The organism is Arthrobacter sp. 1088 (assembly GCF_031455315.1).
Lineage (GTDB): Bacteria > Actinomycetota > Actinomycetes > Actinomycetales > Micrococcaceae > Arthrobacter.
On sequence record NZ_JAVDSM010000018.1, the window covers coordinates 55049 to 66134 of the forward strand.

General features: G+C 62.3%; 13 protein-coding genes and 1 pseudogene. 4 read left to right on the plus strand and 10 right to left on the minus strand.

The features are described 5' to 3' along the window. Positions 1–395 precede the first annotated feature (395 nt). Both J2Y41_RS21470 and J2Y41_RS21475 read left to right on the plus strand, forming a co-directional pair. Complete coding sequence (locus J2Y41_RS21470; protein WP_309931580.1) at positions 396–1748, plus strand: cation:dicarboxylate symporter family transporter; 1353 nt, start codon at positions 396–398, stop codon at positions 1746–1748. Between the two features lie 112 nt (positions 1749–1860). Further along, positions 1861–2016: a hypothetical protein gene (locus J2Y41_RS21475; RefSeq protein WP_309931582.1), complete on the plus strand. Its 156-nt coding sequence runs from the start codon at positions 1861–1863 to the stop codon at positions 2014–2016. Here the strand turns inward: J2Y41_RS21475 and J2Y41_RS21480 are convergent. Then, positions 2013–2798, minus strand: coding sequence for a helix-turn-helix transcriptional regulator (locus tag J2Y41_RS21480; protein ID WP_309931584.1), 786 nt, complete (start codon positions 2796–2798; stop codon positions 2013–2015). The genes J2Y41_RS21475 and J2Y41_RS21480 overlap by 4 nt on opposite strands. Before the next feature lie 73 nt (positions 2799–2871). Between J2Y41_RS21480 and J2Y41_RS21485 the strand changes: the two genes are divergently transcribed. Further along, positions 2872–3384, plus strand: a complete 513-nt coding sequence (locus J2Y41_RS21485) for a VOC family protein (RefSeq protein WP_309931586.1) — start codon at positions 2872–2874, stop codon at positions 3382–3384. Positions 3385–3399: 15 nt separating this feature from the next. Here the strand turns inward: J2Y41_RS21485 and J2Y41_RS21490 are convergent, their stop codons facing one another. The 8 genes from J2Y41_RS21490 to J2Y41_RS21525 form a co-directional block, all read right to left on the minus strand. Then, on the minus strand, positions 3400–3759 hold the full coding sequence (locus tag J2Y41_RS21490) for a VOC family protein (RefSeq protein ID WP_309931589.1): 360 nt from the start codon (positions 3757–3759) through the stop codon (positions 3400–3402). A gap of 4 nt (positions 3760–3763) precedes the next feature. After that, positions 3764–4024, minus strand: a complete 261-nt coding sequence (locus J2Y41_RS21495) for a DUF4235 domain-containing protein (RefSeq protein WP_224094636.1) — start codon at positions 4022–4024, stop codon at positions 3764–3766. Between the two features lie 91 nt (positions 4025–4115). After that, positions 4116–4292 (minus strand): CsbD family protein, encoded by a 177-nt coding sequence (locus tag J2Y41_RS21500; protein WP_224094634.1) that lies wholly within the window; start codon positions 4290–4292, stop codon positions 4116–4118. 88 nt (positions 4293–4380) lie between these two features. Further along, the gene (gene dhaM / locus J2Y41_RS21505; protein WP_309931593.1) at positions 4381–5070 is read right to left on the minus strand and encodes a dihydroxyacetone kinase phosphoryl donor subunit DhaM; all 690 of its coding nucleotides are present in this window, start codon (positions 5068–5070) and stop codon (positions 4381–4383) included. Beyond that, on the minus strand, positions 5067–5729 hold the full coding sequence (gene dhaL / locus J2Y41_RS21510) for a dihydroxyacetone kinase subunit DhaL (RefSeq protein ID WP_224166014.1): 663 nt from the start codon (positions 5727–5729) through the stop codon (positions 5067–5069). Before dhaL ends, dhaM begins: the two co-directional genes overlap by 4 nt. Positions 5730–5731: 2 nt before the next feature. Further along, positions 5732–6733, minus strand: coding sequence for a dihydroxyacetone kinase subunit DhaK (dhaK, locus tag J2Y41_RS21515; RefSeq protein ID WP_224094629.1), 1002 nt, complete (start codon positions 6731–6733; stop codon positions 5732–5734). A gap of 382 nt (positions 6734–7115) precedes the next feature. Continuing rightward, positions 7116–8591 carry an FAD-binding oxidoreductase gene (locus tag J2Y41_RS21520; RefSeq protein ID WP_224166012.1) on the minus strand — a complete coding sequence of 492 codons (1476 nt, stop codon included), beginning with the start codon at positions 8589–8591 and terminating at the stop codon, positions 7116–7118. A 147-nt stretch (positions 8592–8738) separates the two neighbouring features. Further along, positions 8739–9248, minus strand: coding sequence for an amino-acid N-acetyltransferase (locus J2Y41_RS21525; protein WP_224166011.1), 510 nt, complete (start codon positions 9246–9248; stop codon positions 8739–8741). A gap of 181 nt (positions 9249–9429) precedes the next feature. Here J2Y41_RS21525 and J2Y41_RS21530 point away from each other — a divergent pair, with 181 nt between their 5' ends. Next, positions 9430–10668: a Fic family protein gene (locus J2Y41_RS21530; protein ID WP_224166010.1), complete on the plus strand. Its 1239-nt coding sequence runs from the start codon at positions 9430–9432 to the stop codon at positions 10666–10668. A gap of 23 nt (positions 10669–10691) precedes the next feature. Here the strand turns inward: J2Y41_RS21530 and J2Y41_RS21535 are convergent. Further along, positions 10692–10991 (minus strand): annotated as a pseudogene (locus J2Y41_RS21535) (alpha/beta hydrolase family protein); the annotation flags it as partial. Positions 10992–11086: the final 95 nt, after the last annotated feature.

Genomic DNA, 11086 nt, shown 5'->3' on the forward strand with positions numbered 1-11086 from the left:
CACTGTATCCATTGCTGCTCATCGCAGGGACAGTGGAATCCAAGCCCCGCTCTCGTTGAACGAGTGCGACTCGTGGCTTCGAGCCCTCCTGCCCGGTCCTTGGATGACGCACGTTTACCGATGCTGCTGCTTCAGCGGGTCCGCAAGTGCGGAGGTGGTCTCCTACAGGTTGTTTCTTGATGCGCTCCATAAGCCGGCTCCAAAGCCGCCGGAGGTGCTCGCGGAAGGCTGCCAACCCCTTCAACTGTAGTAGGCATTTTCGTATCGTGAAATCTTGATTCCGATATTAAACACAAAGAGGCTTTGAAATTAGCATTTCCGAAACACGCCCCTCATAGCGTCATGTGTGATCCCCGGCCGTGACCCTGCATGGCCCCGCACAGATAGGCGCCCCCATGAAGACTCCCGTACCCGCTATGGCTGTGAGCCCAGCGGCCAAGAAGCCACTCTATAGATCCCTGTTTTTCCAGATCCTGGTGGCCGTGGTGCTGGGGGTCGCCATTGGCTACTTCTGGCCGGGCATCGGGTCCGCGCTTCGCCCCCTTGGCGATGGCTTTATCCAACTCATCAAGATGATCATTGCGCCACTGATATTCCTGGTCATCGTCACCGGCATCTCGGCCGTGGGCGACGTGAAGTCCGTTGGCCGGGTGGGCGTCAAAGCCCTCATCTACTTCACCGCCGCCACACTGTTCGCGCTTGCGTTCGGGCTGCTCGTGGCCAACATCGTCCAGCCGGGAGCCGGACTGAACATCGATCCCACCTCCCTGTCAGCGGAAGCCGTCAACGCCAAGACCACCACGGCGCCACCCAAGGATGCAGGACAGTTCCTGCTGGGCATCATTCCCACCAGCGTGGTTGGAGCCTTCGCATCCAACACGTTGCTGCAGGTCCTGTGTTTTGCGGTCTTCTTCGGGGCGGCCATCGTGGTGGTGGGACGGGAGAAGTGCAAGCCCGTCATCGACCTCATGGAGACCACCCTCGAACTCTTCTTCAAGATCATGTCCTGGGTGATGCGTGTTGCCCCTGTAGGCGCCTTCGGGGCCATGGCATTCATCATCGGCCAGTACGGGCTCAGCTCTTTGAGCACATACGCCTTGCTGGTGGCTGCGTGCTACGGTTCGGCACTGGTCTTCATCGGATTGCTGTTCATCGTGGCGTGGGTTTATCCACGCGTTCCACTGTGGCAGTTCATCAAGTACTCCCGCGAAGAGTTCATGCTGGCGCTGGGCACGGCATCCACAGAATCAGTGCTGCCACGGATCATGACCAAGCTGACCAACGCAGGCTGCTCCCGCGCAACCACGGGCTTGGTGGTTCCCACGGGCTACTCTTTCAACCTCGACGGCGCCGCCCTCTACCTTTCGATCTCGCTGCTGTTCCTTGCCCAGGCCTTCGGGCATAACCTCGATTTGGGCCAGCAGCTGGCCGCCCTCGGGATCCTGATGTTGACCTCCAAAGGGATGGCAGGCGTTCCGGGTTCGGCCTTCCTGGCCCTTTCCGCTACTGCCGGCGCTTTGGGAATCTTCCCCGTTGCGGGCGTTGCGTTGCTCCTCGGAGCCGACAGGCTGATGGACTCAATGCGCGTCGTGGTCAACCTGCTCGGCAACTGCGTTGCCACGTTTGTGGTGTCCAAATGGGAGGGGCAATTCGATCGGGAGGCGATGCTGGCCGCCTTCCGCGGGGAAACCACGACGCCGGAACCCACCAAAGAGGCTACAGAACCACCGGTGCCTGCTTCGGTGTAGTCAGCAGCTTTGTCCCTATTGGCGCCGGGCGCGAAAATACTAAGTAACCTGTCAGTTACAGTCTTCCTCCGGGCGCGCTTCGCGCTGGAATCTCCATAGCGAACCGAAAGGGATGATCGATGAGCCCACAGAGATGAAAGGTGAGGGAAACGTGCTGGGCGGCTCCTTGAAGTCCCGCCTCATGGGGCTCGGCAGCAACGTCATGCCGGACGCCGCAGGGGCGGAGTTCAACCGGCATTTGAGCGAGCCGGGATCGGCCGACGACTAACCCCCAACCACACGCCGATAGGTGCTCGGCGTGAACCCCAGGTACTTCTGGAAGTCGTTCGTCAAATGTGCGTGATCGGCATAGCCAAGTTCGGCCGCGATGCCCGCAAGATCAGCGGAAGGGTCCAGACGTGCCCTCTCCGCGGCATCCTGCAGTCGACGTCGACGTATGAGCGCCGACGGGCTGAGCCCGATGTATTTCCTGGCAATTCGCTGGAGCGTCCGCCCCGAGACAGCGAGCCGGGCCGCCACGTCCTCAATCCGTGTCACCTCCGGGTCGGCCCCAATAACGTCCATCATCCGGTTCGCCAGTAAGGCCTCTTCGGAAGGGAAGTAGTTCAGGGCACCCAGCCACGACGCAAAGGCGTCCACTGCAAGCCCGCGGCGGGCACCGCCGTCGGGAGCGTTCATGGCCCGTACGACAGAACGGTGAAGGTCCTCAAACGGCAACACCACCTCGGCATCACGCAAGCTGCCCGGATCGTCGGTGAACACCGGAACAGCCGCAGGGCGCAACAGCGCTCCCACTGCCCAGCCACGGCCATTCAAGTCTCGATAAGCGGCCCGGGTTGTGGGACCCGAGAAGACCACGTCATCCAACTGCACAACGAGATTGGACGCGGGGTAGGCGATCAGGTGTTGACGGGACATGCGGCCTGGCTCGATGTCCCATTCAGGAATCCAGAACCATTGGACCAGCTCCGCAACAGACTCCGGTGCCGCCAAACGGTTGAAAGTGGGAAGCCGTGCCGGGTACAGAATGCCCTTGAAGGAACTGTCCACGAGCCTCCTCCCCAACAAAGTCTGTCGCGAATCTCCAAGCGCCGGGGACAGCCCGGCCCGTAGCGTCAAGGACATGACAGATACTACAAGCACTGAGCCAACCATGGCCGCCCATGGAAGGTACACCACCCACGGAGTCCCTAACGGGCTGACCAGCCTCACGCCGTTCCTTGCCGTACCCAATGCCAGAGATGCGATCACGTTCTATACGGACGTTTTCGGCGCACGTGTTGTTGGCGTCACGGAGATGGGCGGGGTTGTGGTCCATGCCGAACTTGACCTCGGGAACGGTCACCTTCAACTCGGGGAACCCAACCCGGAATACCACTTGGTCCCGGCGCCCGACGGCGATGATGACTGCTATTCCCTGGGCTTTTACTGCCCGGACGCAGACGCACTCGTGCAACGGGCGGAACAAGCCGGGGCCCTCATCCGCGAACCACTGACCACGTTCGTTTCAGGGGACCGATATGCCAGCATCCGCGATCCGTTCGGTGTCCGCTGGTCCATCATGACGCGGGTGGAAGATCTATCCGAAGAGGAGAGCAACCGTCGAGTCGAGGAGTGGGCGGCCCAGCAGGGTTAGAGAGGCACAGGCAGGTTAGGAAAGACACAGGCAGAACGGATGTCCGGCCGGGTCAAGGAACACCCTGAAGGTGGTCCCCGGCTGGTGCTCCGCCTTGCTTGCCCCCAACGAAAGAGCCACTTCCTCACCCTTGTCCAGATCTTCCACCATCAGATCAAGGTGCATCTGCTGGGGTACCGTTTGCCCCGGCCATTCCGGTGCGTGATACGACTGGACCTGTTGGAAAGCAATGCAGTTGTTCCCATCGCTGGGACGGATCTCAAACCAATCAGTTTCGCCTTTGACCTCCCAGCCCAGCAGTTCGCCATAAAAGGCGGCAAGGGCGGGAGCATCCGGACAATCGATAACAACACTCGGGTATCGGGCTATTGCCATTTTGCTAAACCTCGTCTGCCGTTTTCTTCATTCGGGCCAGCGCACTCTTGGTGCCCCTTTGGGTAAGAACGTGAACTACGGCGCCAACGCCCGCGGAAACCACAGCGAACATGAGCACTCCCGGCAAGGAATCGTTCAGATTGGTTCCGTCCTTGGGGGCAGGTTTGCCTGTCTTTTTCTCCCAGAGTCCTTCAAGTGTCTTGTTTGCCAGCACTCCAGCTCCAAGGCTGACTGCCAGGCCGAACAATTTCACCAGCAAATTCACGAAAGAATCCTCCATCTGATCGTGCGGGTTTGCCCTGCCAAACACAAAGGAAGGCAGGGCCGCTGCAACCGCAACGGCCCTGCCCGAATTCCTAGTCGTGCTTGAAAGCGTCCTTTACCTTTTCGCCGGCACCTTTGAGGTCGCTCTTGACCTGCTCGCCCTTGCCTTCGGCTTCCAGGCGCTCGTTGTCAGTGAGCTTTCCGGCGGCTTCCTTGGCCTTGCCTGCGATCTTCTCGCCAGCGTTCTCCATCTTGTCGTCAGCACCCATGCCCGCACCTCTTCCTTGTAGTGAACCTGTACCTCTACAACATCACTAATCAGTGTACTTAGCAATATTTGCTCCTGACGAAGGCGGGTCAGATCTCCCCGAAACCTTCGCCCACCAACCGCCCAACATACTGAACTGCCTTTGCGGCGTCCTTGCCACGGGCCTCCACTCGCAGGGTTGCACCCTGGCCGGCGGCGAGCGCCATGAGCGCCATCATGGACGTTCCGTCGACGTCGTTGATTGTCACCTCGGCGTCAAGGCCGGACAGTCCACCGGCTATCTTGGCCGCAGGCCGCGCGTGGATGCCCATGGGATTAATGAGCTCGAAGTCGCCTGCAGCATCCGGTTCCCGGGACTCTGAAAGACTGTCCGGCGCTTCCGTGCCGGCAGAAGCCCGGAATCCCACCGCTTCGGCAGCCTTACGCACGTCTTCGGCGCCCGCCCCGCCCTGCGCCGCGACTGCCGCGGCCACAAGCCCTTCAACCAAAGGCGCGTCGGCGAGCAAGATAGCGTCGGGGTCGCTGGCGAACTCGATCGCAGATTCAGCTGTCATTACTGCCGAGCCCAGATCCGTCAGCACCACCACGCCCTCTCCTCCGGCATCAATCAGTGACTGCTCGACGGCGGCAAGCACCTTCTCGAGGCTGGTGCCAATGCGTTCGTCGTCAGTGCCCCCGGCGGCGACGAGTTCGACGTCGGGCGCCATCTGGGCGGCGAGTTCCACAGCGCCCTCAGCGATCTTGCTGCTGTGGGAGACAACCACAATCCCAACCGTCATACGGCGTCGGTTCCCGTGTTTCCTGCGGAGCCGGCCGCTGCTGCTGCCGCGGCGCGCAAGAGCAACGCCGTTGAGGCCGCTCCTGGATCACGATGCCCCGCGCTCCGCTCCCCGAGGTAACTTGCGCGGCCCTTGCGGGCCACCAACGGATCGGTAGCCACGGCCCCTACTTCGGCCGCCTCGGCAGCAGCCTGCAGGACGGCGAGTACATCGCCGCCATCGGACGCCGCGTTTTTGGCCGCCTCAACTGCGGGCGTCCACGCGTCAACCATGGTCTTGTCCCCTGTTTCGGCTTTGCCGCGCGCCACCACGCCGTCGCGGGCAGCCGCGAGCGCGGAAGCCAAAGCATCGGCGTCGATGTCAGTGGAATCGCCGAGCGATGTGGCCGCCCGCAGATATGCCGTCCCATACAGAGGCCCCGCAGCTCCGCCCACCTTGGACATCAAGGCCATCGCCGCCGCCTTGAGGGCAGCTCCCGCAGTTTCCGGCGGCGTCTCGTCCAGCTTCTGCAGGACGGCCTGGAATCCACGGTCCATGTTCTCGCCGTGGTCAGAGTCGCCGATTGCGCGGTCCAGTTCAATCAATTCCGTTCGGTGTTCTGCCATAGCCTTCGCCGAAAGCTTCAGCCAGTCCACTGCCCAATCGACGCCCAGGCTCATGCTCACGCTCCCCAACGGAGGGCAGCCGTGTGGACGGGAGCATCCCACAACTGCACCAGCTCGTCGTCCAGGCGCAGCACGGACACCGAGCACCCCTGCATTTCAAGTGAAGTCACGTAGTTCCCCACGAGTGAGCGTTCCACGGATGCCCCGCGCTCCGCGAGCACCTGGGCGGCCCTTCGGTAGACGATGTAGAGCTCGCTCTGCGGCGTGCCGCCCATGCCGTTGACGAACAGCAGCACCCTGTCCCCGGACGAGATGGCGAGATCCTCAAGCACGGGTTCCAAGAGACGGTCGGTGATCGCGTCGGCGCTTTCCATGGCGATCCTGTGGCGTCCAGGCTCGCCATGGATGCCGATACCGATCTCGATCTCGTCCTCCGCCAGCTCGAAGCTCGGCGTACCCGCGTGCGGAACCGTGCAGCCGGAGAGCGCCACTCCCATGGTCCTCACGTTGGCAGCGACCCGCTCCGCGATGGCGGCGACGGCTTCAAGACCGTCTCCGCGTTCAGCGGCGGCACCGGCAATCTTCTCCACGAGGACCGTCCCGCCCACCCCACGGCGGCCCGCCGTATACAGCGAGTCCTCCACGGCGACGTCGTCGTTGACCAGCACCGAACGCACGTGCACGCCTTCTACCTGCGCCATCTCCGCGGCAGTCTCAAAGTTCAGGACGTCCCCGGTGTAGTTCTTGACGATATGCACGACGCCGGCACCTGAGTCCACGGCGACGGTCGCCGGTATGATCTGGTCGGGCGTGGGCGAGGTAAAGACGGCACCGGGCACCGCGGCGTCGAGCATGCCGAGGCCCACGAAACCAGCGTGCAGCGGCTCATGGCCGCTGCCCCCGCCGGATACCAGGGCAACCTTGCCCGCAACAGGTGCACCTTTCCGGATGACGTACTTGGGCTCGGGATGGACGTCCACGATGTCGGCATGGGCCATGCCGAACCCCTCGACGGACTCGTCCACCACGGCGCGTGGATCATTGATGAGCTTTTTCATGGGATGCTCCTGGGCGTGCTGTGGCTGGTGCTCTGACCCTACTACCGGCGCCCGGGCACACGGTAGGCCTCGGCGGCGCGAGGACGCCCACACCTATTAGCCGACACCCATTAAAAGGCAGGCAGGGACGGCCGCAAAGGCCCGTCCCTGCCTGAATGTCATGCTTGATCCGGGTGATGCCCGGGCTCCGCGCTGGTGGATTGAGGACTGATCTCCGCCTCGCCCCGGGCGTGGAAATCGAGCCAAAATGCCGAGTACAGGTCCGGGTTGGAGTGGGCTGTCCCCGGCCAGAAGGATTCATTCGGCCAGGAGCCGTGGGGGATGTCTATCTGGAAAGCTGAAAAGTCCGGAAACGTGACACGATCTTGCACGGTCCGCCCCCTCAACTGTTCAGTACGGCGTCGCCGCCGGCCGTGACGACGTCGTCGAGCAGCACGGCCTGATCCATAACCACCGGCTGCTCCGCGACGGGAAGCCCGACTACGTGCCCAAAGCTGAACATGTTCTTCGGATCCAGTTCCGCCTTCGCCTTCTTAAGCCGCTCCCGTGCGCTGGGACCCCATGCCCGCTCCCTGTCCTCGGCATCCACGAAGTGCCCATGGAGGTTTACAAATGTGCCTGCATTGGCAGCCGGACGAAGATCTGCGTGCACGGCATCGAAAACTGCCGGCAGCACCTCGACAACGGGCGGCGCGGCAATGGCAACCATGTAGAAGCTGAACGCCGCGTCACGGCCGCCCACAATATCCTCGCCCTCCGCGCTCTTGGCAAGGGCGCCGCCCAGCAGCCGTAGTTCGGCCAGCAACACCGGACTCTCAACGCCCGGACCGAAGTGCCGCAGAATTGCCTCGGACGCCTCTTCGTCCAAACGGTCAAGCAGGAAGCCACGCTCGCGAACAGGGACTGGCTGGTCCGGATCCTGGTGGACCGTGTCGAATTGGCTTGCTTCCAAAGGGCCGGTGGCGTCCATCATGAACGGCGCGCTTCGGCGCATGGGCTCCAGCAGCTCCGCCGCAGCAGCCAGGTCACCCTGGTAGGCGTAGCGGAGGTGGATCACAAACTTTCCCCGCAAGGGCTCCGGAATCATCTCCATCTCCGGGAGACGCAAAAACGCCAACGACGCCGATGCCTCCGCAGGCAGCGATGGCACCCATTCCCTAAACGCCCCCAGGACTTCCGGGGCGTGCCCGCCGTCGAAGTAGACGCCGCCTGCGTAGAGATCGGCGGCTGGGAAGAGGTGGAATTCCATGGCCGTCACAATGCCCAGGTTGCCCTTGCCGCCTCGCAGGAGGAAGAACAGCTCGGGATTCTCGTCCTTGGTAACCCGTAGCTGGGTGCCATCCGATGTGACCAGCTCGAAAGCGATGACATGATCCGAGGCGAAGCCGTACTTACGGCCCAGGATGGGCAGGCCACCGCCCAAGGTGTATCCCACCACGCCGACGTCAGTGGTTGAACCACAGAGGCCCATCAAACCGAAGGTTGCAGCAAGCTCAACCACAGCCTTCCATCGAACACCGGCACCCACCCTGGCAGTCTTCTCAAGGGGGTCGATGCTGAGTTCCAGCATGCGGCGGGTACTGATGAGCATCCCGCCTTCTATCGCGTTTGTTGCACCATGCCCGGTGGACTGGACGGCTACGGGCATTCCCCGTTCCGCAGCCCATCTGATAGCCGCCGAAACGTCCTCTGCGTCGAGGGCGCCGAAGGCAAGATCCGGCTTGTGTTCAGTGGAGAGATTGAAGGCCGCTACCTCGGATTGGAAGCCGGGATCGGCAGGCGTGAACACGGGACCGCGCACGCTGAGTTGGAGTTCTGAAATGCTTGCATTACCTGAAAAGGACGCGTGGGACTGCATGATCTTCTCTCGATTGACCGAATGGCGGAAGCTCCCCAGCAAGCCTCGATCAGTTTATCCATCAACTTTAGATAAGAGAAGGGGTTTAAATCACGCATAATCCGGGCAGGGTTGAACCCCGCACCAGTCGGGTCTTGTTGTGGGTTCTCAGAGGTGCTTGATCATGCGTGTATTGCCCAGGGTGTTGGGCTTTACGCGGGCCAGATCCAGGAATTCCGCCACGCCTTCGTCATGCGAGCGCAGCAGCTCCGAGTACACCTGCGGGTCCACGGCCGACTGGTCCTCCATGACCTCGAAGCCATGGCGCTTGAAGAAGTCCACCTCAAACGTCAGGCAGAAGACGCGGCTAACGCCAAGCTCCTTGGCCTTTTCAAGGAGATCCTCCACCAGCACGTGCCCCACACCGCGCCCCCGCCACGTGTCGGCAGCCGCGAGGGTACGAATCTCGGCCAGGTCTTCCCACATAACGTGCAGGGCGCCGCAGCCAATCACGTCGCCATCCTGGGATTCGGCAATCCGGAATTCCTGGAGGCTCTCGTAGTACGCCACAGTTTCCTTGGCCATCAAAATCCGCTGCTCCGCCAAGGGCGCGACCAGCCTCTTAATCGCCACCACATCACTGGTACGGGCAGGACGAAGGCTAAAGGTCGAATTCACTCCCCCATCCTAGCTACGTGGGACGGGGCCGCGGATTCGTGACCGAGAAGGAGGGGGTTACCAACATTTATGGGTCCATCTGTTGGCAAAGGGCCGTGGCGGCCACGCTTCAGGACGCCTATCTGGTGGACTGGAAGCGCTTACCAACACTTAGCTTGATAAATGTTGGTAAGCTGGGGGCATGGCAACACATCCGCGCGTTGGTATTCCGGTCGATCCGGTCTCCTTCGAGACCTTCGACTGGAAGCCGCGAGCGCCGGAGATGTACTCCCGCGCGGAGGTGGAGCGCCAAACCGGTCCTTACCAGGCGGCCGTCACGGCGCCGATAGCCGCCTGGACTCCCATCATCTCCAGCGAAGATTCCGCCGATATCGAGGACGCCACTCGACAGCTGGTCGGGTTCGACAAGCACGCGCAGCGGCTCCTTGGTAGAGAGAATCCCGCGCTCGGGCCAATGACGGCGATCCTGCTGCGCACAGAGTCTGCCTCCAGCTCGCAGATAGAACAGTTGACGACGTCCGCCAAGCAGCTCGCTCTTGCCGAGATCGACGAGGGCGGCAAATCCAACGCCCTCACCGTCATCGGCAACGTTCGAGCCATGGAGGCGGCCCTCCAACTGGCCGACGACATCAGCGAGGAGTCCATCCTCGCAATGCACAAGGCACTGATGCTCCACCAGCGCGGCTTCGATCCTGCCGGCGCCGGCCGTTTCCGGGACGAGCAGGTATGGATCGGCCCGGGTCAGGCAGGGCCACGGGTGGCCGAGTTCGTCGCTCCGCACCACGACCGCATTCCCGGTGCGATCACGGACCTGGTTAAGTTCATCGATCGCCATGATGTCTCCGTACTCGTCCAAGTGGCGATCAGCCATGCCCAGTTCGAAACGATCCACCCCTTCCCGGACGGGAACGGCCGGACAGGGCGAGCACTGGCGCAGTCGGTTCTCCGTAACAAGGGCCTGGTGGACTCAACCGCCGTGCCGATCTCCGCGGGCCTCCTGGTGGATACCGCACGCTACTTCGCAGCACTGGGCGCATTTCGGGAGGGCGATGCCGGCCCGATCGTCCGCGAGTTCGCCATGGCGAGCCGGATCGCCGCAACTACGGGGTCGCGGCTGGTCGACGACCTTGTCGCACAACTCGAGGAGTCCCGCGCTAAGATGACGGGACTGCGCGCGGACGCGGCGGCCTGGCGGGTGTTGCCCGCACTGATCGGCCAGCCTGCAGTGAACACGAAATACCTTGTGACCGAGCTCGGACTTGGCGAGATGGCGGCATTGCGGGCACTCGATACCCTGACGGACCGCGGCGTACTGACGGAAGCGTCAGGCCGCGGCCGCAACCGCGTGTGGCAGCACCGCGGGATATTCGAAGTCCTCGATGCCTACGCCACCGGAATTAGCCGTATGTCCGCAGGCTGATCCGCCGCCGCCCGTTCCGGTCACTAGATCCCCAACTCCTCCGGCAGCGCCACGTCCTCGCCCAGCACCTGCTTTGCCAGGAAGTGCTCCACGACTCCGTACCAAACCTTGGCGTGCTGCGGCTGCAGTACCCAGTGGTTTTCGTCGGGGAAGTAGAGGAACCGGTGCGGGCTCTGGCCGTTGTCGTCCGCGGGCAACTGCGACGAGGATAGCAGTTCGTACCAAAGCCGCAAGCCCTCGCCGATCGGGACGCGATAATCCTTGTCTCCGTGGATCACGAGCATTGGCGTCTTGATGTTGCGTACGTTGAGGTGTGGCGAGTTCGGCGGTTTCTAGCGGTTATCGCAACAGGAAGGTTCTGATCATCTCATTTGGGGTGCAGAAGTCGAAGCGTTGGCGGGGTCTGTCGTTGAGTTCG

Excerpts from the sequence above, each read along its gene's own strand:
- dhaK (WP_224094629.1), bottom strand. The coding sequence starts at position 6,733 with ATGAAAAAGCTCATCAATGATCCACGCGCCGTGGTGGACGAGTCCGTC.
- dhaM (WP_309931593.1), bottom strand. The coding sequence starts at position 5,070 with ATGACGGTTGGGATTGTGGTTGTCTCCCACAGCAGCAAGATCGCTGAG.
- J2Y41_RS21520 (WP_224166012.1), bottom strand. The coding sequence starts at position 8,591 with ATGCAGTCCCACGCGTCCTTTTCAGGTAATGCAAGCATTTCAGAACTC.
- dhaL (WP_224166014.1), bottom strand. The coding sequence starts at position 5,729 with ATGAGCCTGGGCGTCGATTGGGCAGTGGACTGGCTGAAGCTTTCGGCG.
- J2Y41_RS21470 (WP_309931580.1), top strand. The coding sequence starts at position 396 with ATGAAGACTCCCGTACCCGCTATGGCTGTGAGCCCAGCGGCCAAGAAG.
- J2Y41_RS21500 (WP_224094634.1), bottom strand. The coding sequence starts at position 4,292 with ATGGGTGCTGACGACAAGATGGAGAACGCTGGCGAGAAGATCGCAGGC.
- J2Y41_RS21490 (WP_309931589.1), bottom strand. The coding sequence starts at position 3,759 with ATGGCAATAGCCCGATACCCGAGTGTTGTTATCGATTGTCCGGATGCT.
- J2Y41_RS21530 (WP_224166010.1), top strand. The coding sequence starts at position 9,430 with ATGGCAACACATCCGCGCGTTGGTATTCCGGTCGATCCGGTCTCCTTC.
- J2Y41_RS21485 (WP_309931586.1), top strand. The coding sequence starts at position 2,872 with ATGACAGATACTACAAGCACTGAGCCAACCATGGCCGCCCATGGAAGG.
- J2Y41_RS21475 (WP_309931582.1), top strand. The coding sequence starts at position 1,861 with ATGATCGATGAGCCCACAGAGATGAAAGGTGAGGGAAACGTGCTGGGC.